The sequence below is a fragment of the Pseudomonas fluorescens genome, assembly GCF_041354075.1.
Lineage (GTDB): Bacteria > Pseudomonadota > Gammaproteobacteria > Pseudomonadales > Pseudomonadaceae > Aquipseudomonas > Aquipseudomonas fluorescens_CE.
In genome coordinates this window covers 28,811-54,703 of record NZ_JARZGC010000027.1, presented here as the reverse complement: position 1 = coordinate 54,703, position 25,893 = coordinate 28,811, and the positions used below count along the sequence as shown (strand labels likewise).

The following is a 25,893-nucleotide window of genomic DNA, read 5'->3' as shown; positions in this document are numbered from 1 at the left end:
TGGTGACCCTCGATGCAAACACCAGGAGAAGATCCCATGCCTCGTGGAAGCAAAGAAAAATACACCGCCGAGCAGAAACGCAAGGCAGAACACATCGAGGACAGCTACGAGCACAAGGGCGTGCCGAAAGACGAAGCCGAAGCCCGCGCCTGGGCCACGGTCAATAAACAGTCGGGCGGCGGCGAACGCAGTGGCGGCTCGGGCCGCAACAAGCCGGCGGCGGCCAAGTCCGAGGATCGCAAGGAATCATCGAGGCGTGCAGTCGCCAGTCGCAAGGGCAATTCACGGGACAGCAAAGCGTCACGTGATACCCAGACGGTGGACAGTTTGAGGAAGGAAGCCTTGGCGAAGAACATCGCGGGGCGCTCGACCATGCGCAAGCAGGAGTTGATCGAGGCGTTGCGCAAGGCGGGGTAAAGGCGGAAGTTGTGTTGACTGTGAGGGCCCTATCGAGAGCAGGCTCGCTCCCACAGGGTGCGAGTGAACACCTGTGGGAGCGAGCCTGCTCGAGATGACGATTGCCTAGTCGCCAACAGTCTCGCTGATCAAAGCATCCACCTCAGCCGCCCCCGGCGAAGTCGCCGGCCCCCAGCGCGTCACTGCCAGCGCCGCTGCAGCATTGGCCCGTCGTGCCGCATCGACTGCGGGCAAACCCTGCGCCAACCCGGCGACAAATACGCCGGCATGGGCATCCCCGGCGCCGTTGCTGTCCACCGCTTCAACCTTGAACCCGGGAACGTGCTGACGCTCATCACGCTGGCTGATCCAGCAACCCCGAGGACCGTCGCGCACCACCAGCAGGGTTTTGGGCGACACCAGCCCGGTCAGCCGATTCAAGGCCTCGCCCATGTCCGACGCCCCGGTGATCTTCAACGCCTCGACGCTGTTGCTGGTCCACACATTGATGCGCGGCAACAAGGCCCGCAACAACGGCGCGTCCGGCGAATCCACCAGCGGGCCTGGGTCGAACACCACGGCGACAGTGACGGGCAATTCCAGCACCCAATCCACCAGCGCCCGAGCCTTGCCCGCCTGCGTCAGGCTATAGCCACTGACGTAGACATAATCGCCCGCCTCGGCCGGCACGCCGGACAACTCCTCGGCACTCACCTCGCCTTCGGCGCCGATGTAGGAAATGAAACTGCGCTCGGCCGACGCATCGGTCACGGCGACGCAGATTCCGGTATCCCGCTCGGCCGGCAGGACGATGCCCAGACGAATGCCTTCAGCCTTCATCGCTTCCCGGGCCAGGTCGCCAAAACGGCCGGTGCCGTGGCGTCCAAGGTAAACCACCGGCAAACCATTACGCTGCGCGGCAGCCATCACATTGAAGCCGCCACCGGCCTCGAAACCGGCGGATTGCGCCAATACATCACCACCCGGTGGCGGCAATCTATCGACGGCCATGACCAGGTCAACGATGACCTGGCCGGTGTGCAACATCTTAGGCATGAGCATTCTCGGTCAACCCGGCGCGGCGATCCCTGGCGCCACCGAGTGCAAAATAGAGTCCACCGGCCACCAGGAACGTCACGATCCAGCCCAGGCCGTTATGGCCCAGCCACGAATCGGACAGGAACCCACGGAACCACACCGTCTGTTCGGTGGTGCCAATGGTGGTGAAGCTGAAACCCAGCACGATCGCCACCGCCCATGCGCCGAACGCTCGCCACTCGACGCCGCCGCGATACCAGTAGGCACTGCTCGGGCTGACGTCCAACAGGTCGGTGGGGCTGTAGTAATGACGATGGATCAGGTCGACGACGAAGATCCCGACCCAAGCAGTGATCGGCACCGCCAGCAGGGAAATGAAGGTGATGAACGGTCCGTAGAAACTGTCGGCGATCAGCATGAAGTAGATCGAACCGGCGAAGATCGCCACGATATCGACCACCACCGCGTAGACGCGCTTGACCTTCAGGCCCAGGGTCAGGGTGGTCAGGCCGGCGGAATACACCGACAGGTTGTTCGACAGCAGCAAGCCGCCGAAGGCGGTGATCAGGTACGGCACGGCCATCCAGGTCGGCAACATGTCACGGATCGCGACGATCGGGTCGGTGGCTGACGCCAGGTCATGGTTGCCCACCGACAGCAGGCCACCCAGGGTGATCAGCAGCACCAGCGGAATCCCCGCACCAAACGCCGCCGACGCCACCAGGCGCACGGCCTTGACGCTGCGGTGCTGGTAACGCGACATGTCGGCCCCGGCGTTGGCCCAACCGATGCCGGTGCCGGCGGCCATGGTGCCGATGCCGATGATCATCGCGCTCATGGGCGCAGGCGTGGCGTTGAACACGGCGCTCCAGTCGATGGTGGCGCAGAGGAAACCGCCGACCAGGATGTTCAGCGCCCCGAAGACATAAGTGGCCCACTTCTGGATCACCAGCAAGGTCGCGTGGCCAAGGCCCGACACCGACAAGGTCAGCAGCACGAAAATCGCGATGAAGATCAGGGTCAGCAGCGGCGCGCTTTTCGCCTCCACCGGCGAGCCGAACAGGATCGAGCACAGCGACAGCAACACGAAGGCCGCAGTGGTGGTGTTGACGGTTTCCCAGCCCAGGCGCGACATCAGCGAGACCAGGGTCGGGCCGATATTGCCGCGCACCCCGAAGATCGCCCGCGACAGTGTCAGGCTCGGCGCCCGCCCCCGGCGACCGGCAATCGAAATGATCCCGACCACCGCAAAGGAACCGGCGGCGCCGACAATTGCGACGATGATCGCCTGCCAGATCGCCAGCCCGCGAAACGCCACCAAGGTCGCACCCAGCGGCAGGCCGAGGATGGAAATGTTGGCAGCGAACCAGACCCAGAACAGTTGCAGCGGATGACCGTTGCACTCGGCTTCCGGTACCGGCTCGATGCCCCGGGTTTCCAGTTGCCCGGCGCTTTGCCCGGTGGATGATGAACTCATGTGAAAGTGCTCCTGTTGCCATTCTTGTGGTTGTGGGCAATGCGGAAATCGACAAAACATGCCGGCCGTCCTGGCCGTGTTGTGCGTTCCGTTGCGGTTGAAAAATAAATAGGCGGCGCGGCCTTCGCGAGCAAGCCCGCTCCCACACTGGATCTTCGTTGAGCCTGTAGGAGCGGGCTTGCCCGCGAAGGCGTCGGCCCGTCAGCGCAGGGCGAGAAGCCCTTGCACCAAAGGCTCCAGCTCCAACCCGTTGACGGCCTTGACCTGTTCGATCATCGCCGCAGGCCAGCTCTCAAGCCCCAGGCAGGCCCCGAGCATGGCGCCGAGAATCGCCGCGATGGTATCAGTGTCGCCACCAAGACTGGCAGCCATGCACACTGCATCGAAGGCATTCATTTCGCCGATGGCCACTTGCTGGGCCAGGGCGAACGATACGACCACCGACTCCTGGGACGCCACCGAAGTGCCGATCACGTCGTACAGCAGGTCCGCCAGCAAGGCCTGGTCCTGCTCGACGCTGATGGTCCGCGCCCAACTGATCCGCGAAGCGATGCGCCCACCCGCGACCCAGTGTCCATGCTTCTCGGCTTGCAAGGCGACCTGCTGTCCAAGATTCAACGCCTCGCCCAGGTCCATGCCGTTGATACCGGCCGAGACCACGGCCGCGACCGCCGCCGCGCTGGAAATGCCCAGCGTGGTGTTGTGGGTGACCTGACAGGCCTGCACCACGGCGGCGATGAAGTGCTGAGGATCGGTGACGTCGGCGGCGATCCCGACCGGGGTGATGCGCATCGCTGCACCATTGGTGGTGCCATAGCGCCCCGCTTCCTCGGGCGAATGGCCGGCGAGAATCATCTCGATGGCGCGTTTGGTCGAAGGGCCGAGCAGATCCTGCGAGCCCTTGGCCTGCATCACGGCTTCCCATTCGATCAGTCGCTGGGCGAGCACCGACGGCTCGATGGTGCCTTGGCCATCGATCAACAATTGACCGACCAGAATCGCCTGCTCGGTATCATCGGTGATCGAGCCCTTGGGCATGTTGGCGGCGATCGGCTGATGCGGGCCCGCATCTTCCAGGCCGGTGATGTCACCGAAGCGCGCCTGGATCTCGGCCCGGCTCAGGGATTGGGTCGGCATGCCCAGGGCATCGCCCAGGGCCAGCCCGTAAAAAGCGCCCAGGGCGCGATTGAGCGCGGTCATTGCGGGTTGCCAAATTGCAGGTGCAGACGAAAGTGCACGGGGTCGAGCAGGCTTTCGACCTGTTCCATGAAACGGTTCTGCCGATCATAGGTAGTGCGCAGGGCCTTGAGGAACACCGTGCCGGTCGGACGTCCGAGCAGCTCGGCATCTTCGGCGCTCAAGGGCTCGGCGCCGATCCACTGGTCGCCGCGTTCGCCGATGTAGCCGTAGGCGGCCAGGGTGATGGTCAGGGAATTGTCGATCAGGCCGACACGCGGCAGGCTTTCCAGACCTCCGGTGGCGGGCATCAATGAACGTTCAAGGGAAACCAGCGTGCCGTCGTTGGCGCGACGGCGGCGGTCGAGGGTGATGAATTGGTCGGTGCCGAAACGCGACAGCAGATCCGGTCGAGTGACCGCCTCCAGCCGCAACACCTCGGTGTTGACCAGCGCCCCGCTGTCGGCCAGTGCCTGCGCCCAGCCGCTGCGCTGGTCGAGCACCACGCCGTCGAAGGTCACGATGGAACCTACCCCGCTTTGCGTCGCGATGTACTTGCGCCTTTTCAGTTCGGCCAGCGCCTCACGCAGCGTGCCGCGGCTGACCTGGAATTCCTGAGCCAACTGATGCTCGCCCGGCAGAAGAAAGCCGTCCTCCAGGAGGCCGCTTTCAATGCGCCGGATGAGTTCGTCGACCACCCGTTGTTTCTTGTCAAATCGTACCTGTCTAATCATGTACAAATTGAACATGAAAGCATTGGCAGCGGGCAAGGGATTTTTGCGGGAGATGACAGAAGGCGGGGGGACAGCACTTGTGGGAGCGGGCTTGCTCGCGAGGGCGGCCTGTCAGTCAACGTATAGGTTGGCTGATCTACCGCTTTCGCGAGCAAGCCCGCTCCCACAGGGGGATTTGAGGGTGACTAGCGTTGCTTGAGCCGGTCGATCACCACTGCCAGCAGCAGGATCGAACCGCGAATCACGTACTGGTAGAAGGTATCGATGTTCTTGAGGTTCATCGCATTCTCGATGATCGCCAGAATCAGCACCCCGGCGATCACATGGCGGATCATGCCGATACCGCCGCTCAGCGAAACCCCGCCCAGCACACACGCGGAAATCACCGTCAGCTCGAACCCCTGACCAATCATCGGCTGGCCCGAGGTCATGCGCGAGGCCAGGATCACCCCGGCCAGCGCGCCGATCACACCGTGCACGGCGAAGATGATGATCTTGGTCCGATCGACGTTGACCCCGGCCAGCAGTGCGGCTTCCTGGTTGCCGCCGATGGCCATGGTATTGCGTCCGTAGGTGGTGTAGTTCAGCAGCCAGCCGAAAAACAGGAAGCAGACAATGGTGATCAGGATCGGCACCGGCACCCCGAACAACTGGCCATTGCCGTAGACGAAGAACGACTCCTGGGACACGCCCACCGCCTTGCCATTGGCGAAAATGTAAGCCAGGCCGCGCACGATCTGCATGGTCGCCAGGGTGGTGATCAACGCATTGACCCGCAGCTTGGCGATCACGATGCCGTTGATCAACCCGACGATCAGCCCCATGCACAACGCCGCCGCCACACCGAGAAACACACTGTCGGTGTCGCGCATCACCACCGCCGCCACGACCCCGGCAGCGGCAATCACCGAGCCCACCGACAAGTCGAAATGCCCCGAGGCCAGGCAGTACAACATGGTGCACGCCGCGATGCCCGTGGTCGAAATCGCCAGCCCCAGGCCGCGCATGTTCAGCGGCGAGAGAAAGTTGTCGATCAGCAAGGTGCAGAGCACGAAGATCCCGACCGCTGCCGCCAGCATGGCCCAGTCATCGAGGAAGCGTCTCAGGTCCAGCGGTTTGCGCGCCGTCGGCAGGGTTTCGTTTTGGGTTGTCATCATAGTCACCTCTCAGTTCGCCACGCCGTCAGCGCGTTGGCGCGGCAAAGCCAGTTGCAGCAGGTTGGATTCATTGGCCTGTTCGCGGCTCAGCTCGCCGCGCATCGCCCCTTCGCACATCACCAGGATGCGGTCGGAGATGCCCATCACTTCCATCAAGTCGCTGGACACCACGATCACGGCAATGCCGCTGGCGGCCAGGTTGTGGATGATCTGATAGATCTCGGCCTTGGCGCCGATATCGATGCCACGGGTGGGCTCGTCGAGCAGCAGCACCTTCATCGGCATCGACAGCCAGCGACCGAGAATCGCCTTCTGCTGATTGCCACCGGACAGGAACTTGATCTGTTGCCCGGCGTGGGGCGTCTTCACCCTCAGCGCCTTGATCTGTTTGTCGGCGTTGTCCTTTTCCCAGAGCCCGCGAATCAGGCAGCGGAAACCGGAATGGGCCGGCCGCGCGCTGATGTTGATGTTCTCCGCGACGCTGCCCAGCGGGATGATGCCCTCCTTCTTGCGGTCCTCCGGGCACAGCAGGATGCCGGCGGCAATCGCGTCCCGGGGCGAGCGCAGATTCAGCTCATGGCCGCGCAACTCCAGGCGACCGGCGCTGCTGCGCTCCAGGCCACTGAGCAGACGGAACAGCTCCGTACGCCCGGCACCGACCAGGCCGAACAACCCGAGAATTTCGCCTTTGTGCGCGTCAAAACTCATCGGCTCACGCAAGCCCGGTCCCTGCAAACCATCGACCCGCAAGGCCACCGCACCGCGCTTGCGCGGACGGTAATCGTAGATGTCCTGGATATCGCGACCGACCATGCAGGTGACCAACTGGTCGTGGGTCAGCTCGTTCATGTCTTCGAACGTGCGCACGTAGCGGCCGTCCTTGAACACCGTCACCGCATTGCAGATGCGAAAGACTTCTTCCATGCGATGAGAGACGTAGAGCACCACTTTGCCCTCGTCGCGCAGGCGGCCAATGATGGCCATCAAGCGATCGATCTCCCGTGCCGAGAGGCTGCTGGTCGGTTCGTCGAAGGCAATCACGTGTGCTCCACGGGACAGTGCCTTGGCGATTTCCACCAGTTGGCGCTGGCCCAGGGACAGGCGCCCGACCTTCTGCTGCGGGTCGATTTCGTCGGCCAGGCCTTTGAGGCAGGCCAGCGCTTGCTGACGCAGTGCGCCACGATTGATCAGACCGAAACTGGCGGGCAGATGACCGAGAAAAAGGTTTTCCGCCACGGTCATTTCCGGCACCAGGTGCAGCTCCTGATGGATCACCGCGACCCCGCAGGCGATGCTGTCGGCCGTGGACTTGAACGCCATCGTCCGCTCACCGATGTGCAAATCACCGCTGGTCGGGGTGTAGGCGCCACCGAGAATTTTCAGCAGCGTCGACTTGCCGGCACCGTTCTCGCCCATCAGGGCGTGCACCTGCCCCGGATGCGCGACGAAGCTGATGGTGTCCAGCGCCTTCACCCCGGGAAAGGTCTTGCCGATCCCGTTGAAGCGCAAACTGCCGCCGACGCTGTCATGTTGTGTCTGTACTTGCGCGTGCATAAACCACCTCATCCCACGGATCGGGCAGCCCCGTCGCCGAGGCTGCCAGGGAAATCAACCGAGCCTCAGTTCCACAGGCCGATCTTTTCCAGTTCCTGCTTGAAGTTGTCCCGCGTGATCAGCGTCACGTCGTCCATTGCGGTGTACTTGGGCGGCTCCTTGCCGGTGGTCACCCACTCGAACATCATGCTGGCGGTGTTGTAGCCCTCGATGTGCGGGCTGGGCAGCATCGAACCGAAGAAGCCGCTGTTGGGCTTTTTCAGCTCGCCGATGGCGTCGGTGCCATTGATGCCGATGCCGATCACGTTCGCGGCGGCAAACCCGGCGCTTTCGGTGGCGCGCACGCCACCCAGCACGGTGTTGTCGTTCATGCCGCCGATGATCAGGTTTTTCGCGGCGCCCGGCAGTTTCACCAGCGCCGAGTTGGTGGCGTCCATGCTGCCCGGTACGTCGAGGGTCTTGAGCGCCGAGAACAGGATGTGGTCCTTCGGCATCCCGGCGTCTTCCAGGGCCTTGACCGAACCGTCGGTGCGTTTCTTGCCGGTGTCGAGTTCGTTGTAGGTGTTGATCACCGCGTAGGTGTCTTTCCAGTCCCAGCCGCGCTTCTTCGCTTCGGTGGCCATCGCCGCACCTTGCTTCTGGCCAACCTCGAAGGCCGCCATGCCGAGATAAGGCACCTCTTCCATGAACTTGCCGCTGGCGTCGACGAAACGGTCATCCACCGCAATCACTTTCAACCCGTTGAGCTTGGCCTTGGCCATGATCGCAGGGCCCAGGGACACGTCCGGCGGGCAGATCACGAAGCCCTTGGCCCCGTTGGCGGCCAGGCTGTCGATGGCCGACAGGGTTTTCTCACCGTCCGGCACGGCAATCTTGATGACCGTGAAGCCCTTGTCCTTCCCGGCCTTTTCCGCGAAAGCCCATTCGGTCTGGAACCAGGGTTCTTCCGCCTGCTTGACCAGAAAACCGATCTTCACTTCTTCAGCCGCCAGCAGCGTGCTGCTGAGGCTGACCGCAGTGACCGCCAAAGCGACACGGCACAGGGAACGGATCCGACGATTCATAAGCTGACTCCTTGTTATTTTTGTTGGGCGTTAGTTGAAAGCCAATCAAAGGTTACTGCAAATAGTCATATCGTATGATGATTGGATTACAGGCGTGGTTCCGCGCCTGAAAATCGCCGGGCTCAGTCGTGATACATCACTGAGCGACCACCATCGATGGTGATGCATGAAGCATTGATGAAGGGTGCCTCGTCACTGGCCAGGAACACCGCCGTCATCGCTACTTCAATCGGTTGGCCGATGCGGCGCGGCGGATGCAGGTCGAAGGCGCGCTGACGCTCGGCGCGCGGGTCGGCAAAACCGTTCCAGTAATCGATGTTCAGTTGGGTTTCGATGTAGCCCGGTGCGATGGCGTTGACGCGAATGCCCTTGGGCGCGTACTCGATGCCCAGTGCACGGGTCAGACCGAGCAGACCGTGCTTGGCCACCGGGTACGGAAAGCAGCCTGGAATGATGTGGCTGGAATGGGTCGAGGCGATGTTGATGATGCTGCCGACGCCCTGCTCGATCATCTGCGGCAACACCGCCCGGCAGCCGAACCAGGCGCCGTCCAGGTCGATGGCGAAGCAACGGCGCCAGTCGTCCTCGGTCATCTGCAGTGGGTCACGGAACACGTTGACGCCCGCGCAGTTGACTAGTACGTCGATGCGCCCGTGGCGTTCAACGGCGAGGCGGGCCATGGCGTGCAGATCATGCTGACTGGACACGTCGACCTTGAGTGCCTGCACGTCGAAACCCTGATTGCGCCAGTGCGCCGCGACGGCTTCGACTTTTTCGCCCTGGATGTCGCTGATGACCAATCGGGCCTGCTGCGAAGCGAAAGCGGCGACGATGGCTTCGCCGATGCCCTGGGCGGCACCGGTCAGGAGCACCACCTTGTTGTGCAGGCGCTGACCCTTCGGTGGTTCGGGCACGGGAGGCAGCGTCAGTAACTCAGCCATGCGCCTTGACCTCTGGCCGTGGGCACGACGAAAACCGGGCATCTGTCGATGTCCGGGCAAAACAGCAGTAGATAAATCGTTTCATCACTTCACCTGTCTTGTTCTTTTTAAGTGTGAGTGCGTGCAACTGATGGGGCCGACTATAAACCCGACCGCCGAATAATCTCAATATATAATTTTACATCCCATATTTTGGGATTTATCCGGCAAACCTCGTACAGGGTTTTCCCGCCACATCGACCTGAATGGCCAACACCGCGCCGTCCAACGGATGGTTCAAGGGGCTCGCGGCACTGGTAATGTAGAGGGTGTTCAGGTCGGGACCGCCAAACACGCAGCTGGTGGGACGGCTGACCGGCAGTTCGATCACCCGATCGACCTGCCCTTCCGGATTGAGCCTCAGCAGGCAACTGCCGTCCCAACGTGCGTTCCAGATGAACCCTTCGGAATCCATCGCCGAGCCATCGGGACCGCCTCGCTCATCGGGGCCGAACCAGGCCTGGGCGGGTTCGAGACTGCCGTCGGTGCGAATGAAATGTCGGTAGAGCGTGCCCTCCAGGCTGTCAGCGAAATACAGCGCGGTGGCGTCATCGCTCCACAGCAGCGTGTTGGGAATCCCCAGGTTACGCAGCAATGGCGTGACCCTGCCGTCCCCGTCGATGCGAAACAAACCGCCAGAGCGGCGAACCAGCGGCAGGTCTTCGCCGTTTTCACCGATGTTGTTCTGCATGGTGCCGAGCCAGAGTCGGCCTTGAGCATCGCAACGGGCCTCATTGCCGCGATTGCCGGGCTGCGGATCGGCGACGCACAACAAGGTGAGCTGCGGTTCAAGCCCCGGCGAATCCAGGTCCAGGCGATAGACGCCACTGCTCAGGGTCACCAGTGCATCGCCACTTTCGCAGGGAATGAACGCGGACACATGCTCGGGCATCTGCCAGATCTGCACGTTGGCACCGATCAAACGCAGTGCCTGACGGCCAGCGATATCGACCCAGTACAGCGCCTGGGTCGGCGCGTCCCAGAAAGGTCCTTCGCCCAGTTGCGCGCGATGGCCGGTGACTGCAGTGCACTTCATGAAACCTCCGCTTTTTGTTGTTCTTCTCTGGCAACACACCCGCTCTCGGGGGCCTTGTACCGTCAGCCGGCTTTCTTGTCGGCCATGACCTTCGGGTAGAAACGCTTGATCGCCAGGTCGGCGTTATCGATCAGGGTCATGCATGCCCATACGCCCCGCGCCGAATCGCGGGTGGCGATGGCATCGGCCATGTCCTTGTGGATAGGCAACGTGCGCCGCAGTTCGTCCGGGTCGGCCGCAGACACTTCGAAGGACACCGCCAGCAACGCGCCGAGTGCCGGAACCATCTGTTCGATGAACTGGTTGTGGCTGGCCGCCAGGATGCATTCGTGGAAAAAACGGTCGGCTCGGTTGTAATCGATACCACTGTGAACAGCGCGCTCCAGCGCGTTGTAGGCCAGCAGGATCGCCTCGACCTGTTCCACCGTCGCTCGCTCGCACGCCCAGCGCACTGCCATCGGCTCGATGGTGCGGCGCAAGTCCAGCAGGTCGTCGACAAAATTTTCCGGCAGCCCGCTGCGTGACAGCCAGCCCACCACTTGTGGATCGAAGAGGTTCCAGCGCCGCACCGGCAATACCCGCGTACCGACCTTGGGGCCGACTTCGAGCATGCCCTTGGCAACCAGGGTCTTGATCGCTTCGCGGATGACCGTGCGACTGACGCCCAGTTGCTGGCCGAGATCGGCTTCAACCTTGAGCGCTTCCCCCGGCTTGACCTGACCGGCAGCAATCCAGCAACCCAGCCAGTCGACCGTCGACGCATGAAAGCTGCTGGACATGGAGACTCCGAAGCGGTTCGCTGTGGAGGACCACGCTAATGATCATATGATTGGGTGTCAACGGGATTTTCAAAGCGAACATACATAACCCCCTGTGGGAGCGGGCTTGCTCGCGAAGGCGCTGGGTCAGTCGCAGTATATGTTGATTGTGACACCGCTTTCGCGAGCAAGCCCGCCCCCACAAAGAGGAATGTCAGGGCTCAAGGCCGATGGGGAAAAACTCGCCGCCACTCCACACCCCCAGCCAGCGCTTCCCATCGATCTCGCGACTCACTGCCAACTCCACCAACTGGTAGAACACATTGCGGTGAATCAGGGCTTCGAGATTGCTGCGCACATGCACGTAGGGCGCCGGCTCCTGGGTATCAGGATCGATCATCACCCGGATCGGATGCTCGGCACCCGCCTCGGTGGTTTCGTCGACATTAGTGGTGAAACGCAGGGTCTGTACTTCGCCCTCGCCTTGCACTTCCATGGCAATTGCCACAAACGGCGCGTCGTCGACCTTGATCCCGACTTTCTCGACCGGAGTGATCAGGAAGTAATCATCGCCGTCGCGGCGAATGATGGTGGAGAACAGCTTGACCATCGGCTTGCGTCCGATCGGCGTGCCCAGGTAATACCAGGTGCCGTCGCGGGCAATGCGCATGTCGATGTCGCCGCAGAACTCGGGGTTCCACAGGTGGACCGGCGGCAAGCCCTTGGTCTTGGGGATTTGCCCCAACAGGTCGTTGGCTTTCTGCGGTCCACTCATGCTGTGCTCCTTCGCTTTACTGGTCGCTGATCCCCAGCAGGCTGCGCGCATATTGCTCCAGCGGCGGGCCCATCAGGTCTTCCGGCTTTTTGTCGTGGAACGTCAGTAAACCGCCACGACTCTTGATGCGTGCAGTATCAATCAAATACTGGGTGCTGGTCTCGATCAACATGATCTGAATGACCCCGGTGTCGACACCGAGGCGGTCCACGGCTTCCTGGTCCAGCCATTCATCGGAGTTGCCGATGCGGTCGTCGGCCTTGGCGAAACGGGTATACAGCAGGTAATGGGCGCCCAACGCACGGGCCTCGCCCATGGCCTGGTCGAGCCCCTCCGGAGCCCGCGCCCGGCGGACCATCGGGAAGTATTCGATGAAGCCGTCGAAAGCCACTTCGGCGATCACGTTGGGCCGTGGATAGACGGCGCTGTGCGGCGGCGCGAAGGCGCCTTGCGCGATGTAGACGAACGAGTCCGGCTGGATGCGCAGGTTGTTCGTCCGACGGCTGTCGCTGTGATCGAGCAGACCGGCATCGCTCATGTGGTAGCGAGTCCCTTCAGCCATATCGCTGACATTCATGCAGCCGCCAAGTGCCAAAACGGCCAGCAGCAAAACCAGGCTACGCATCCTACCCTCCAGAGGCCGGTGACGGAAAACCGGCGAATGGCCATGAGATGCAGCTTCCGCGCCAGCTCAGGATGCCCGTAACCTGCCCCAATGAGGATGGATCAGCCGCCGATGATCTTCATGACGGTCGCGCCACCGGAGAACGCCACATCCTGCTTGTCACCCAAGGCTTTCACCAGCAGGCGTTGCAAGGCCGGCAGGGCCTGATGACGCGGCTTGTCCAGGAGGTCCCCGACATAGTGGCGGTTGCTCGACGACAGGCAACCATGCAGCCAGCCGGTCGACGACAGGCGCAACCGCGAGCAGGTCCGGCAGAACGGAACACTTTCGTTGGCGATCACACCGAAGTAGCCATGCCCGGGAATCTCGTAACGCACGGCGGTGGCGTCCACGGGGGCATTGGCCTGGAGATACTCATACTGATCGCCGATCAGGCTCAACAGCTGTTGCAGGCTGACGAACTGTTGCAGGAAACCATTGGAATCGCTGGCCAGGTGGCCCATGCGCATCAATTCGATAAAGCGCAGCTCATAACCACGCTCCAGGCAGTAATCAAGCAGGGGCATCACTTGATCCAGGTTCTGCCCACGCAGTGGCACCATGTTGACCTTGATTTTCATCCCGGCCGCGCTGGCCTGCTCCATGCCGTCGAGCACCGTCGCCAGGTCGCCGCCACGGGCAATGCCGCGAAACGCACTGGCATCGAGGGTATCGAGAGAAACATTGAGGCGGCGGATGCCGGCGTTGACCAACAACGGCAGTTTTTTCGCCAGCAACTGGCCATTGGTGGTCAGGCTGATGTCTTCGAGGCCCATCTGCCCGACAGCCGCCATGAAAGCTTCCAGCTTGAGGCTGACCAGCGGCTCGCCACCGGTGATGCGCAATCGCTCGATGCCGGCCGCTTCGATCAGATACGCCACGCCGCGCGCCATGGCTTCAGCCGACAGCTCATCCTGCGCAGCCACCAGCCGCTTGCCGTTGGGCACGCAGTAGGTACACGCGTAATTGCAGGCGGAGGTCAGGCTGATTCGCAGATTGCGGAAACGCCTGCCTTGACGGTCAACGATCATGATCACTCCGGCGAAGGGAAATCGGACACAGCAAAACTTGACTCACAAATCAAGTTTTAGCAAGTCCTATGCCTGAGTATATTCCTGAGGTACTGCGCCATATAGCGAAATCATGGCGCGATGACGCAACTGACTCAATCAGGTGCTCGGCGTGTCGGTATCACGCTTGCGCTTGTTGCCCATGCGCACGCCGATGTCCATCAGGAACTGGAAGAAACCTTCCTGATCTTCCAGCACATTGCTCCAGAACGGCGAGTGATACAGCGCCACCGCGCCGTGGACCAGTGCCCAGGACGCGCAGTAATGGAAGTATGGCGGCACGTCTTCGAGCTTGCCTTCACTGATCCGGCCCTTGATCAACAGCGTCAGGCGTTCGAAGTTCGAGGCGCGAATTTTGTGCAGCTCCTCGATCATCTCCGGCACCTGGTTGCCCTTGACCACCTTTTCCTCGAGACGATCGAACAAGCGATAGCGTTGCGGATCGCGCATGCGGAATTCGAAGTAGGCCCGGGACAGGGCTTCCTTGTCCTTGTCGACGTCCGCCGAATGCAGGAGCTCGTTCAGATCACGCTCGTAATCGAGCATCAGGCGCAGATAGATCTCCGCCTTGGACTTGAAGTGCTTGTAGATCGTGCCTTTGCCGATACCCACGGCATCAGCAATCATCTCGACGGTGACACTGTCTTCACCCTGGTCGAGGAACAGCTTGAGCGCGGTATCGAGAATTTCCTGCTCGCGGCGGCGAAACTCACGGACCTTACGAGGTTCTTTATGCATAAGAAAAGGTCTGTCGGGGTCAAAATTCGAAGCCGCGTATTATGCCTAACTTGCGCAAAAATGCACGGATCATCCGAGCATATCTGTGTTTCTCGATGATTTCTCGCCAGGTCCTCTTTTAATGAGAACGCTTCTGAAGCGGCTGTATTCCAAAAATGTTTAAAAACCGCGACCGGTGAACTGGACTCGACGCAATACTGATCAATACTTCAACTGTCGGCGGGGCATCTCCCCCAAGTGCCGCGCCGATATTGGTACCAACGGACCGCGTACCATTGTTTTACTCCTAATGGTCTTAACCCGGATTCACCCCCCAGAACCCGGGTTTTTTTTGCCTGCGATTCAGCCTTTCACATGCGCCAGCGGGAACAGCCGCTTGAAATTCTCGGTGGTCTGCTCGGCCAATCGCTCGTAGGACTCACCGCGCAGCATGGCCAGAAACTCTGCCACTTCCCGCACATATTGCGGAAGATTCGGCTTGCCCCGATGGGGAATCGGCGCCAGATAAGGCGAGTCGGTTTCCACCAGCAAACGGTCGGCGGGCACTTTACTGGCGACGTCACGCAGCGCATCGGCATTGCGGAACGTGACAATCCCGGACAAGGAAATGTAATAACCCATGTCCAACGCCGCCCTGGCCATCTCCCAGTCCTCGGTGAAGCAGTGCAGGACGCCGGCCTGGGGCAGCGCCGCCTCGCGCAACAGGTCCAGGGTGTCGGCCCGGGCGCCCCGGGTGTGAATGATCACGGGTTTGCCGGTCTGCTGTGCCGCTTGCAGGTGCAGGCGAAAGGATTCCTGCTGCAACTGCGCCGCTTCAGGCTCGTAGTGATAATCCAGGCCGGTTTCGCCGATCGCCACCACGCGCGGGTGGTTGAGCTCCTGCAACAGCCAATCCAGCGCCGGTGCGGCCCCCGGCTGGACGTCCAGCGGATGCACGCCCACCGAGCAATCGACATCGTCGTAGCGCTCGGCCAGGGCCTTGACGTCGGCCGCGTTGTCGGCGCTCACGCCGATGCACAGGAAGTGCCCGACGCCTCGCTGCCGGGCCGCCTCGAGTGCGGCATCCAGGGAGCCGTCGTGTGCGGCAAGGTCAAGGCGATCAAGGTGACAATGGGAATCTACAAGCATAAAGGGGTGGCAACTTACATCGTATGGGTGGGACGGTCGGACTTCAGGGCTCCGGCCAGATGGGTTTCGATTCGACTGCGCGCCGCGCTGTCGCCATCGTTGAACTGCACGCCGACGCCAGCGGCGCGGTTGCCCTGGGCACCTTTGGGCGTGATCCAGGCGACCTTGCCGGCCACCGGGATTTTTTCCGGTTCGTCCATCAGGTTCAGCAGCATGAACACCTCGTCGCCCAACTTGTAGCTCTTGTTGGTCGGGATGAACAGGCCACCGTTCCTGATGAACGGCATGTAGGCCGCGTAAAGCACGGACTTGTCCTTGATGGTCAAGGACAGGATGCCGTTGCGCGGGCCCTGGTTCGCGGTTTCATTCATGCTGACCTCCACTGCCGATGTTCAGAGTCTAGGCGCAGTCGATCACTTCTGGATAGGCAAAGACGCCCATTGCACCAGCAAGGCTTCCAGCAACAGCACGCGATTGAGGTTGGCCTTGCTCAAGACTTTCTGGCGCTGGGCGAGAATCCAGTCCTGCATATTCAAGGTTTTTTCCTGGCTGGTTTTTTGCGCCAGGTACTGAATGACCTTGCGCATATCGGTCAGCCCCAACCCGTCCTCATCCTGGGTCAACTGATACCGCAGGATCAGGCTCGACCAATCGCAGAACCAGTCGAACAGCAACAGCAGCGGAATCGAATTCCAGCCCTCGGCCAGTTGCGTGGGTGATTGCTGTTGCTTGAGCAGCTTCTTGACGCCGTCGACCACCAATGCCCGCTGCTCCTGCACACCTTGAGCGTGCAGCTTGACCGCCGCCAGCGGCGAGCCGGCGGCCAGGGTCAGCAACTCGATACGTTCCTCTTCGGCGCAGTCGGGCAGCGCAGTCGCCAGCCACGCCAGGCTCTGCGCCTCGCTCGGCAACGGGCAGGCCTGCTGCACGCAACGGCTCTTGATGGTCGGCAACAGGCGGCTGCTCTGATGGCTGACCAGCAGCAACACCGTATCGCCCGACGGCTCCTCAAGGCTTTTGAGCAAGGCGTTGGCGGCGTTGATGTTCATCGACTCGACCGGCTCGATCAGCACGACCTTGCGCCCACCCAACTGCGCGGTCTGCACCACGAAGCTGACCAGCTCTCGCACCTGATCGACCTTGATGGCCTTGTCGGCCTCCTCCGGCTCGAGAATGTAGTTATCCGGATGACTGCCGGCCTTGAGCAGCAGGCAGGATTTGCACTCGCCGCAAGCGCCCTGCTCGACCGGCTGCTGACACAGCAGACGGGCCATCAGGCGTTCGGCCAACGCGCGTTTGCCAATCCCGGCCGGCCCATGCAGCAGATAGGCATGAGCATGCTGCTTGCGAGCAGTGAACTGCTGCCAGAGGCTGTCCTGCCAGGGATAGGCTTCAGCCACGGCTCAGCTCCAGCAGACGCGGCAACAAGGCGTCCAGTGACTGCTGGACCTGCGCCAGAGGCTGTGCGGCATCGACGAGCAGGTAACGCGCCGGCTCGGCTGCGGCACGCTTGAGGAACCCGCTGCGCACGGCATCGAAAAAGGCCCGGCCTTCCAGCTCGAAGCGATCCAGACGGCCACGGGCGCTGGCTCGGGCGAGGCCGACTTCCACCGGCAAGTCGAAAATCAGCGTCAGGTCCGGGCGCAAATCGCCCTGGACGAAGGTTTCCAGAGTCGCGATGCGCTCCAGCGACAAACCACGACCTGCGCCCTGATAGGCGTAGGTCGAATCGGTAAAGCGATCGCACAGCACCACGGCGCCCCGCGCCAGTGCCGGGCGGATCACGCCGGCCAGATGCTGGGCGCGGGCAGCGAATACCAGCAACAGCTCGGCATCCGGGTCCATGGACTCCTCGACCGGGGCCAGCAGCACATCGCGGATGCGTTCGGCCAGCGGCGTACCGCCTGGCTCGCGGGTCAGTACCACTTCAAGTCCGGCGGCGCGCAGGCGCTCGGCCAGGTACTCGCGGTTGGTGCTCTTGCCGGCGCCTTCAGGGCCTTCCAGGGTAATAAACAAGCCAGTCACAGGCAGTCCTTAGTCAGGTTCATTGCGGGCTTTGCGGCGCGGAGGCGTCCGATTCGGGTGCAGAACCGGCAGCGGGCTCTTTGGCAGGTTCTTCGCTCGGACGCGGGACCGGCTCCTGGCCTGGCACCTGCGTCGGTGTCTGAACGGGTTCGGACGGGGTCACAGGCGGCAACGCTTGCGGGTCGGTGTCAGGCGAAGCCGGCGGGATCGGCGCCGGCTCACCATTCGTTTCAGGAGCCGTGACCGGCGCCGGGCTGGAGCGATAATCGGCACGTCGCTTGAGCTGGAACTCGCGCACGGCACTGTTGTGGGCGTCCAGATCGTCGGAGAACACATGGCTGCCATCGCCCCGGGCAACGAAGTACAGGCTCTTGCCATCCACCGGATTCAACGCGGCATGGATCGCTTCGCGGCCGACCATCGCAATCGGCGTCGGCGGCAGGCCGGCGATCATGTAAGTGTTGTAGGGGGTCGACTCCTTGAGATGGGCGCGGGTCAATTTACCGTTGTAACGATCGCCCAGGCCATAGATCACGGTCGGATCCGTCTGCAACAGCATCCCCAGGCCCAGGCGTCGCACGAACACTCCGGCAATCTGCCCGCGCTCCTGCGGCACGCCGGTCTCCTTCTCCACCAGCGACGCCATGATCAGCGCCTGGTAGGGATCGGTATAGGGCACGTCCGCCGCGCGCTGCGCCCACTCTGCGGCCAGCACCTCATCGAGGCGGTCATAGGCTTTTTTCAGCAGCTCGGCATCACTCATGCCGCGAACGAAACGGTAGGTGTCCGGGAAGAAACGCCCTTCCGGGAAAACGCCCTTGTGGCCAAGTTTGGCCATCACCTCGCTGTCGCTCAAGCCGTCCAGAGTCTTCTCGAGCTTCTCAGCCTTGGCCAGGGCCGTGCGCACCTGATGGAAATTCCAGCCCTCGACCAACGTCAGGCTGTACTGGACCATCTCGCCACGCTTCCACAGGTCGATCAGACCATCAACGGTCATACCGGGTTGCATGCGGTATTCCCCACTGTGCAGGGGTTGCCCGGCAAGGTTGAAACGCCAGTACACGCGCAACCAGAAAGCGTCCTTGATCACGCCATCGGCTTCAAGACGGTAGAAGGTGCGAGTGGGAGTCGTGCCTTTGGGCACGTCCAGCAGCGCTTCCTGGGCAATGTTCAGCGGTTGGTGCAATGCCGTGTGAATCTTCCAGGCTGAAGCGCCCAGACACAAACCTGCCAGAACCAGGCCGGTTTCCAGCAACAGCAAGAGTTTACGTCTCACGTATCAAGCATCCAGTAGCGCGCGGGAAATGTGTTGGAGTTTACGGGTGAGCGGCCCAACCGGCCAGCTCAGTGCTGCATAGGCACGCACAGGCCAGACGCCGTAGACACTGTTGCAGACAAAGACTTCATCGGCCCATTGCAGCTGTTCGAGGCTGATGTCGGTGATTTGCGTGGAGATTCCCAAGGACTCGGCTTGAAACAATAATTCCGCGCGCATCACCCCGGCAACGCCACAACGCTTGAGATCGGCCGTGATCAACACGCCATCGCGCACGATGAACAGGTTGCTGAATACGCCTTCGATCACCCGCCCCGCCTGATCCAGCATCAGGCCTTCGGCGTGCTCGGCGTCTTGCCATTCTGACCGGGCAATCACCTGCTCCAGGCGGTTCAGATGCTTGAGCCCCGCCAGCAGTGGCTGCCTCGACAGTCTCGTGGCGCAGGGAAACAGGCGAATGCCTTGCTCGGCATGGACGACAGGATAGGCAGCAGGAGGATTGCCCTGGAGGATGCGTCGCGCCTGTGCCGTCGGGTCGGGCGCGTAACCGCGCAAGCCGTCGCCACGGGTGAGCATGAGCTTGAGCACGCCCTCCTCCAGAGCCGAGGCGTAGGCCAACACCTCGCTACGGATCAAGGCATGGTCGGCGTTGATCGCCAGCCGTGTGCAGCCCTGCGCCAGGCGCGACAGATGCCGATCCAGCAACAACGGCTGACCACCCCGCACGGCAATGGTCTCGAACAGACCATCGCCGTAAGCCAGGCCGCGATCCTTCAGCGACAGAGCGTCAGCCGGCTGACCGTCGACCCAGCTGTCCATCAGCCGGCGAACCGGCGGAACACCAGCGAGCCGTTGGTGCCACCAAACCCGAAGGAGTTGGACAGCACGACGTCGATATCCATGTTGCGCGCCGTGTGCGGCACGAAATCGAGGTCGCACCCTTCGTCCGGTTCATCAAGGTTGATGGTCGGCGGCGCCACCTGACTGTTGATGGCCAGTACGCTGAAGATGGCCTCGACTGCGCCTGCGGCACCCAGGAGGTGACCGGTCATGGACTTGGTCGAGCTGACAGCCAGCTTGTAGGCGTGATCGCCGAACACCGACTTGATCGCACAGGCCTCGGCCAGATCGCCGGCCGGCGTCGAGGTGCCGTGGGCGTTGATGTACTGGACCTGGTCGAGATTGACCTTGGCATCGCGCAGGGCATTGCTGATGCAACGTGCGGCACCGGCACCGTCTGCCGGAGGCGACGTCATGTGGAAGGCATCGCCACTGGTGCCAAAGCCAACCAGCTCGGCGTAGATGGTCGCGCCGCGGGCCTTGGCGTGTTCCAGCTCTTCAAGCACCAGCGCACCGGCACCGTCGGACAGGACGAAGCCATCACGGCCCTTGTCCCACGGACGGCTCGCACGGGCCGGTTCGTCATTGCGGGTGGACAGCGCACGCGAGGCACCGAAGCCACCCATGCCCAGGCCACAGGCGGCCATCTCGGCGCCGCCGGCGATCATCACGTCGGCTTCGTCGTACATGATGTTGCGGGCCGCCATGCCGATGCAGTGCGTGCCGGTGGTGCACGCAGTGGCGATGGCGTAGTTGGGTCCCTGTGCGCCCAGGTGGATCGACAGGAAACCGGAAATCATATTAATGATCGAGCCGGGCACGAAAAACGGAGAAATCCGCCGTGGACCGGAATCATGCAGGGTGCGGCTGGTTTCTTCGATATTGGTCAGTCCGCCAATGCCCGAGCCCATGGCCACGCCGATGCGTTCACGGTTGGCGTCGGTGACTTCCAGACCGGCATTGCGTACCGCCTGGAAACCGGCGGCCAGGCCGTATTGAATGAACAGGTCAAGCTTGCGAGCTTCCTTGACCGACAGGTATTCCTCGACATTGAAGCCCTTTACCGAGCCGCCAAAACGGGTGGAATAGGCAGAAAGGTCGGTGTGTTCGATCAGACCAATGCCACTGCGGCCAGCCAGAATGCCCTGCCAACTGCTCGGCACATCTGTGCCCAGTGGCGACAGCATACCCATACCGGTGACTACGACGCGTCTACGCGACACAACACTCTCCTTTTTCAAATGACGACTTTGCATCAGGCCTAAAGAAAAAACCGCACGCCGTGACGGCAGTGCGGTTTTTCCACGACAGCGAGCAACGATTACAAACGATTAACCCTGGTGGGCGTTAACGTAGTCGATTGCAGCTTGTACAGTAGTGATCTTCTCAGCTTCTTCGTCAGGGATTTCGGTCTCGAATTCCTCTTCCAGAGCCATCACCAGCTCAACGGTGTCAAGGGAGTCGGCACCCAGGTCTTCAACGAAGGAAGCAGTGTTGATCACTTCTTCTTCTTTAACGCCCAGTTGCTCGGCAACGATTTTCTTGACGCGCTCTTCGATGGTGCTCATACCTTGTTTTCACTCCTAATGGACAAATTCAGGCAGCTGGCCAGTGGATAAGTGTATAGAAAGACTTTTCAGCTTTTCAACTGAAAGCTTCACTCCTCAAACCCGGCGACCCTCTGCCTATAAAAAGATTGCAGCTTTATAACGGATTTTAGACAGCTCGTATGACATTTTTTTGAAGCAATCCGTCACATTTAACCTACATGTACATCCCGCCGTTCACCGGGATTGTAGCCCCAGTCACGTATGCCGCACCGTCGGATGCAAGAAAAGCGACCACGGACGCGATCTCTTGTGCCTGCCCCAGACGGCCCAGCGGAATTTGTGTCTGCAAGGCTTCACGCTGTGCCTCGGGCAGTTCACGGGTCATATCGGTGTCGATGAACCCTGGGGTCACCGAGTTTACCGTAATCGAACGCGAACCGACTTCACGCGCCATGGCACGACTGAAACCTTCCAGACCTGCCTTGGCGGCGGCATAGTTTACTTGGCCTGCGTTGCCCATGGCACCCACAACCGAACCAATACTGATAATTCGACCCCAACGGGCCTTGGTCATGCCGCGCAGAACGCCCTTGGACAGGCGGAATAGACTGTTCAGGTTGGTATCGATGACGTCATGCCACTCGTCGTCTTTCATGCGCATCATCAGGTTATCGCGGGTGATACCGGCATTGTTGACCAGGATCGCCGGCGCACCGAACTGTTCCTGGATGCTCGCCAGTACCTGTGCAACCGACTCGTCGCTGGTAACGTTGAGTTCCAGGCCTGTGCCCTGGATGCCGTTTTCCTTCAGGGTTGCGGCAATGCGCTCGGCGCCCGAGGCGGAGGTCGCGGTGCCGACGACGATGGCACCCTGACGACCCAGTTCCAGGGCGATAGCCTGGCCGATACCACGGCTGGCACCGGTAACCAGTGCAACTTTACCTTGCAGACTCATGCAAGCTTCTCCTGATTCAGGCCAACGCTGCACGGGCGGCAGCGAAAGCATCTGGGGTATTGAGGTTGGAAGTCGAAACGCCTTCGGCGCAACGTTTGTTCAGGCCAGCCAGGACTTTGCCAGGACCGCATTCGACCAGTTGGGTCGCGCCTTTGGCGGCCAGGGTCTGAACCGATTCTACCCAGCGCACGGGCTTGTAGAGCTGCTCGAGCAGGTCGCGCTTGAGGGTTTCCAGATCGGCCGGCACCTGGGCGCTGACGTTCTGCACCAGCGGAATCTGCGGCGCCTGCCAGTCGATCGCGGCGATCGACTCGGCAAAACGCTCGGCCGCCGGGCGCATCAGCTCGCAGTGCGACGGCACGCTCACCGGCAACGGCATCGCGCGCTTGGCGCCACGGGCCTTGCAGCCTTCGATGGCACGCTCGACGGCGGCCTTGGCACCGGCGATGACCACCTGGCCAGGGGAGTTGAAGTTGACGGCGCTGACCACGTCACCCTGCGCCGCTTCGGCACAGGCTGCCAGCACGTCGGCATCTTCCAGACCGAGGATGGCAGCCATGCCGCCCTGCCCGGCCGGAACGGCTTCCTGCATCAACTGGCCACGACGTTCGACCAGCTTCACCGCATCGCCCAGGCTCAGGCTGCCTGCCGCGACCAGTGCGCTGTACTCGCCCAGGCTGTGACCGGCGACGTACGCAGGGCGCGCGCCACCCTCAGCCAGCCACAGACGCCACAAGGCGATCGAGGCCGTCAGAATGGCCGGTTGGGTTTTATCGGTTTGATTGAGTTGCTCTTCCGGCCCCTGCTGGGTCAGTGCCCACAGGTCGTAGCCAAGCGCATCGGATGCTTCTTTGAATGTTTCAAGGACCACTGGATGTTGCGCGCCCAACTCGGCCAGCATGCCGAGGGACTGCGAACCCTGTCCTGGAAAGACGAATGCGAGGGAAGCAGACATGTAACAAGCCCCTAATGATCTTGTCGTCGAAGAATTGGCGCCCCACCGGGGACGCAAGAAACTGACAGTTTGGATGGCCAATGGAACCAAGCGGTCACATTTAAGCATTGTCCGACGAAAACGCCTAAAGCAACAGGTCCTCCAGCCGACCGTGAATGCGCTCCGGGAGGTTTTCCTGGATCTCGATCAGCGCTCGCGAAATGGCACTCTGAAAGCCCTGAACACCGGCAGAACCATGACTTTTCACCACAATTCCCTGCAAACCAAGGAAACTTGCGCCGTTATGCCGCGCGGGAGCAAGGTCAGCCTGCAGCCGCTTCATCAGCGGCAACGCCATTGCGCCGACGACTTTTGATGCAAAGTTTTTTTTGAACAGCGCCTCGATGCGCCCGGCAATCATGGTCGCCAGCCCCTCGCTCGACTTGAGCAGGATGTTGCCGACGAAACCGTCGCATACCACCACATCCGCTTCGCCACGGTACAGACCATCACCTTCGACAAAGCCGATGTAGTTGATGCCTCGAGCGCTCTGCAACAAGGTCGCCGCCAACTTGACCTGCTGATTGCCCTTGATGTCTTCGGTGCCGATGTTGAGCAACGCCACACGCGGACGAACAATGCCCAGGGTTTCGGCAGCCACCGAGCCCATCACGGCAAACTGCAGCAGGTGCTCGGCGCTGCAATCGACGTTGGCGCCCAGGTCGAGCAACTGGCAATAACCTTTCTGCGTCGGAATCGCCGCCACCATCGCCGGGCGATCGATACCCGGCAGCGTCTTGAGCACAAACCGCGACAACGCCATCAGCGCACCGGTGTTGCCGGCACTGACGCACGCCTGGACCTTGCCATCACGCAGCAACTCGAGCGCCACCCGCATCGACGAATCCGGTTTGCCGCGCAAGGCCTGGGCAGGCTTTTCGTCCATGGTGACGACTTCGGACGCGGGTGCAATCGACAGGCGCGAGCGATCCACAGCCGAATGGCCAGCGATCAGTTCTTCAAGAAGGGAGGGTTGACCGACGAGGGTCAGGTGCAGCGAGGGTGTAGCAGACAGGCAAGCGAGGCTGGCCTGGACAATGCTGCGGGGACCGAAGTCCCCGCCCATTGCGTCAATCGCGATGACTTGAGCAGACAAGTGATTACTCGTCAGCGCCCTTGTCGATCACTTTACGGCCACGGTATACGCCTTCTGGCGATACGTGGTGACGCAGGTGAACTTCACCGGTGGTTTTTTCTACAGACAGGGTGCTAGCCTCGAGAGCATCGTGCGAACGACGCATGTCACGGGCAGAGCGGGATTTTTTGTTCTGCTGAACAGCCATAATTGATTAACTCCTAAACGTTTGGGTCACGCTTTAACTGCGCCAATACACTGAACGGGTTGGACCGCGTTACCTCGTCCTCGCTCGGTTCGGGTTCATCTGCTCCCGCCGGCTGCTGGCATTCTTCCGGATGATGAGCAGGCACAATGGGCAAGGCGAGCAGAAGCTCCTCCTCGATCAGTGACTGCAGATCCAAAGGATCTTCGCCCAGTTCCAGCACGTCATAACCTTTCGGCAACGACTGGGTATTCGCACCCTCCTTCACCACAGCATAACTGCATTCGCTATGGATCGGCAGGGTGACCAGCTCAAGACAACGCTGGCAAACCATTTTGACTTCGGTGTCGATAAAGCTGTGGATGACCACAGACTTACGTTCATCTCGTTCAAAAACGAATTGTGCCTGCACCGTACCGACAGTGTCGGAAAGCGGGTCGCAGAGTCTCTTCAAATCGGCCAGCAGCATTTCACCTTGAAGGGTGGTGCCACGGTCAGCCAATTTGCGCGGGTCAACGTGAGGTGGAATCGGGTCATTCAACATAGGCGCAGCATTATAGGGATGCCCCCGGCCATGTCAAAGGAAATTCCGCCCTGTCCGTCACCTGGAAGCCTCGCTAGAATTCGCACCTGTGATCCGGAGATGCACATGCTGCCTTTATTACTCGCTTCAAGCTCGGCCTATCGCCGGGAATTGCTGGCCCGCCTGCAACTGCCGTTCATCTGCAGCTCGCCGGATATCGACGAAAGCCGCCGGCCGGACGAGCCTGCGATCGAACTGGTCAAACGCCTCGCCCGGGAAAAAGCGCAGGCCCTTGCCGGCAGCCATCCCGCTCATCTGATTATCGGCTCCGACCAGGTGGCGGTGCTCGGCGAACGTATTATCGGCAAGCCCCACACCTTCGAGAAGGCCCGCGAACAACTGCTCGCCTCCAGCGGCGCCAGCGTGACCTTCCTCACCGGTGTGGCCCTGCTCAACAGCCAGACCGGCCATTGTCAGGTCGACTGCGTGCCGTTCACCGTTCACATGCGCACACTCGACGCTGCACGCATCGAACGCTACCTGCGGGCCGAGCAGCCTTACGATTGCGCGGGCAGTTTCAAGGCCGAAGGCCTGGGTGTGAGCCTGTTTCAACGCACCGAAGGCCCGGATGCCACCAGCCTGATCGGCCTGCCATTGATCCGCCTGATCGACATGCTGCTGGCCGAGGGTGTTGAAATCCCCTGA

29 protein-coding genes are annotated in these 25,893 nt (G+C 61.4%); 2 read left to right on the top strand and 27 right to left on the bottom strand.

Features of this window, described 5'->3' with window-relative positions; all coding sequences use genetic code 11:
- The first annotated feature begins 36 nt into the window (after positions 1-36).
- A complete protein-coding gene (locus QIW53_RS24625) occupies positions 37-417 on the top strand; it encodes a Rho termination factor N-terminal domain-containing protein (protein ID WP_371052158.1) in 381 nt (126 codons plus the stop codon).
- Between the two features lie 105 nt (positions 418-522).
- On the opposite strand, the gene QIW53_RS24620 is transcribed toward QIW53_RS24625, so the two are convergent.
- From QIW53_RS24620 to QIW53_RS24490, 27 genes are all read right to left on the bottom strand, one after another.
- Positions 523-1,452 (bottom strand): PfkB family carbohydrate kinase, encoded by a 930-nt coding sequence (locus QIW53_RS24620; protein ID WP_371052157.1) that lies wholly within the window; start codon positions 1,450-1,452, stop codon positions 523-525.
- Positions 1,445-2,911: a purine-cytosine permease family protein gene (locus tag QIW53_RS24615; RefSeq protein WP_371052156.1), complete on the bottom strand. Its 1,467-nt coding sequence runs from the start codon at positions 2,909-2,911 to the stop codon at positions 1,445-1,447. Before QIW53_RS24615 ends, QIW53_RS24620 begins: the two co-directional genes overlap by 8 nt.
- Positions 2,912-3,112: 201 nt before the next feature.
- A complete protein-coding gene (locus QIW53_RS24610; RefSeq protein ID WP_371052155.1) occupies positions 3,113-4,111 on the bottom strand; it encodes an ADP-ribosylglycohydrolase family protein in 999 nt (332 codons plus the stop codon).
- Positions 4,108-4,821 carry a GntR family transcriptional regulator gene (locus QIW53_RS24605; protein WP_371052154.1) on the bottom strand — a complete coding sequence of 238 codons (714 nt, stop codon included), beginning with the start codon at positions 4,819-4,821 and terminating at the stop codon, positions 4,108-4,110. Before QIW53_RS24605 ends, QIW53_RS24610 begins: the two co-directional genes overlap by 4 nt.
- A gap of 185 nt (positions 4,822-5,006) precedes the next feature.
- The gene (araH, locus tag QIW53_RS24600) at positions 5,007-5,975 is read right to left on the bottom strand and encodes an L-arabinose ABC transporter permease AraH (protein WP_371052153.1); all 969 of its coding nucleotides are present in this window, start codon (positions 5,973-5,975) and stop codon (positions 5,007-5,009) included.
- Between the two features lie 12 nt (positions 5,976-5,987).
- On the bottom strand, positions 5,988-7,532 hold the full coding sequence (gene araG / locus QIW53_RS24595) for an L-arabinose ABC transporter ATP-binding protein AraG (protein ID WP_371052152.1): 1,545 nt from the start codon (positions 7,530-7,532) through the stop codon (positions 5,988-5,990).
- 65 nt (positions 7,533-7,597) lie between these two features.
- Entirely contained in the window at positions 7,598-8,596 is a 999-nt protein-coding gene (locus tag QIW53_RS24590) for a substrate-binding domain-containing protein (RefSeq protein WP_371052151.1), read from the bottom strand.
- Between the two features lie 122 nt (positions 8,597-8,718).
- Positions 8,719-9,537: an SDR family oxidoreductase gene (locus QIW53_RS24585; protein ID WP_371052150.1), complete on the bottom strand. Its 819-nt coding sequence runs from the start codon at positions 9,535-9,537 to the stop codon at positions 8,719-8,721.
- A 199-nt stretch (positions 9,538-9,736) separates the two neighbouring features.
- Positions 9,737-10,612, bottom strand: coding sequence for an SMP-30/gluconolactonase/LRE family protein (locus QIW53_RS24580; protein WP_371052149.1), 876 nt, complete (start codon positions 10,610-10,612; stop codon positions 9,737-9,739).
- 62 nt (positions 10,613-10,674) lie between these two features.
- Positions 10,675-11,391, bottom strand: a complete 717-nt coding sequence (locus tag QIW53_RS24575) for a FadR/GntR family transcriptional regulator (protein WP_371052148.1) — start codon at positions 11,389-11,391, stop codon at positions 10,675-10,677.
- A 193-nt stretch (positions 11,392-11,584) separates the two neighbouring features.
- Positions 11,585-12,145, bottom strand: a complete 561-nt coding sequence (locus tag QIW53_RS24570) for a DUF1285 domain-containing protein (RefSeq protein ID WP_371052147.1) — start codon at positions 12,143-12,145, stop codon at positions 11,585-11,587.
- A 16-nt stretch (positions 12,146-12,161) separates the two neighbouring features.
- Positions 12,162-12,770 carry a DUF4823 domain-containing protein gene (locus tag QIW53_RS24565; RefSeq protein ID WP_371052146.1) on the bottom strand — a complete coding sequence of 203 codons (609 nt, stop codon included), beginning with the start codon at positions 12,768-12,770 and terminating at the stop codon, positions 12,162-12,164.
- Positions 12,771-12,871: 101 nt separating this feature from the next.
- Complete coding sequence (locus tag QIW53_RS24560) at positions 12,872-13,840, bottom strand: GTP 3',8-cyclase MoaA (protein WP_371052145.1); 969 nt, start codon at positions 13,838-13,840, stop codon at positions 12,872-12,874.
- 138 nt (positions 13,841-13,978) lie between these two features.
- Positions 13,979-14,617, bottom strand: coding sequence for a TetR/AcrR family transcriptional regulator (locus QIW53_RS24555; RefSeq protein WP_201193115.1), 639 nt, complete (start codon positions 14,615-14,617; stop codon positions 13,979-13,981).
- A gap of 342 nt (positions 14,618-14,959) precedes the next feature.
- Complete coding sequence (locus tag QIW53_RS24550) at positions 14,960-15,745, bottom strand: TatD family hydrolase (protein ID WP_371052144.1); 786 nt, start codon at positions 15,743-15,745, stop codon at positions 14,960-14,962.
- Positions 15,746-15,759: 14 nt separating this feature from the next.
- Complete coding sequence (locus QIW53_RS24545; RefSeq protein ID WP_192306040.1) at positions 15,760-16,116, bottom strand: PilZ domain-containing protein; 357 nt, start codon at positions 16,114-16,116, stop codon at positions 15,760-15,762.
- A gap of 42 nt (positions 16,117-16,158) precedes the next feature.
- On the bottom strand, positions 16,159-17,145 hold the full coding sequence (locus QIW53_RS24540) for a DNA polymerase III subunit delta' (protein ID WP_371052143.1): 987 nt from the start codon (positions 17,143-17,145) through the stop codon (positions 16,159-16,161).
- Positions 17,138-17,770, bottom strand: a complete 633-nt coding sequence (gene tmk / locus QIW53_RS24535) for a dTMP kinase (protein ID WP_371052142.1) — start codon at positions 17,768-17,770, stop codon at positions 17,138-17,140. Before tmk ends, QIW53_RS24540 begins: the two co-directional genes overlap by 8 nt.
- Positions 17,771-17,789: 19 nt before the next feature.
- Positions 17,790-19,046 (bottom strand): endolytic transglycosylase MltG, encoded by a 1,257-nt coding sequence (mltG, locus tag QIW53_RS24530; RefSeq protein ID WP_371052141.1) that lies wholly within the window; start codon positions 19,044-19,046, stop codon positions 17,790-17,792.
- A 3-nt stretch (positions 19,047-19,049) separates the two neighbouring features.
- Positions 19,050-19,865, bottom strand: coding sequence for an aminodeoxychorismate lyase (gene pabC / locus QIW53_RS24525; RefSeq protein WP_371052140.1), 816 nt, complete (start codon positions 19,863-19,865; stop codon positions 19,050-19,052).
- Positions 19,865-21,109, bottom strand: a complete 1,245-nt coding sequence (gene fabF, locus QIW53_RS24520; RefSeq protein WP_371052139.1) for a beta-ketoacyl-ACP synthase II — start codon at positions 21,107-21,109, stop codon at positions 19,865-19,867. The genes pabC and fabF overlap by 1 nt, the downstream gene beginning before the upstream one ends.
- Positions 21,110-21,217: 108 nt before the next feature.
- Entirely contained in the window at positions 21,218-21,454 is a 237-nt protein-coding gene (gene acpP, locus QIW53_RS24515; protein ID WP_371052138.1) for an acyl carrier protein, read from the bottom strand.
- Between the two features lie 196 nt (positions 21,455-21,650).
- The gene (gene fabG / locus QIW53_RS24510) at positions 21,651-22,391 is read right to left on the bottom strand and encodes a 3-oxoacyl-ACP reductase FabG (protein WP_371052137.1); all 741 of its coding nucleotides are present in this window, start codon (positions 22,389-22,391) and stop codon (positions 21,651-21,653) included.
- 16 nt (positions 22,392-22,407) lie between these two features.
- Complete coding sequence (fabD, locus tag QIW53_RS24505; protein ID WP_371052136.1) at positions 22,408-23,346, bottom strand: ACP S-malonyltransferase; 939 nt, start codon at positions 23,344-23,346, stop codon at positions 22,408-22,410.
- A 124-nt stretch (positions 23,347-23,470) separates the two neighbouring features.
- A complete protein-coding gene (plsX, locus tag QIW53_RS24500; protein ID WP_371052135.1) occupies positions 23,471-24,481 on the bottom strand; it encodes a phosphate acyltransferase PlsX in 1,011 nt (336 codons plus the stop codon).
- A 4-nt stretch (positions 24,482-24,485) separates the two neighbouring features.
- The gene (gene rpmF / locus QIW53_RS24495; protein WP_003179396.1) at positions 24,486-24,668 is read right to left on the bottom strand and encodes a 50S ribosomal protein L32; all 183 of its coding nucleotides are present in this window, start codon (positions 24,666-24,668) and stop codon (positions 24,486-24,488) included.
- Positions 24,669-24,681: 13 nt separating this feature from the next.
- A complete protein-coding gene (locus QIW53_RS24490; RefSeq protein ID WP_371052134.1) occupies positions 24,682-25,209 on the bottom strand; it encodes a YceD family protein in 528 nt (175 codons plus the stop codon).
- A gap of 105 nt (positions 25,210-25,314) precedes the next feature.
- Here QIW53_RS24490 and QIW53_RS24485 point away from each other — a divergent pair, with 105 nt between their 5' ends.
- Positions 25,315-25,893 (top strand): Maf family protein, encoded by a 579-nt coding sequence (locus tag QIW53_RS24485; protein ID WP_371052133.1) that lies wholly within the window; start codon positions 25,315-25,317, stop codon positions 25,891-25,893.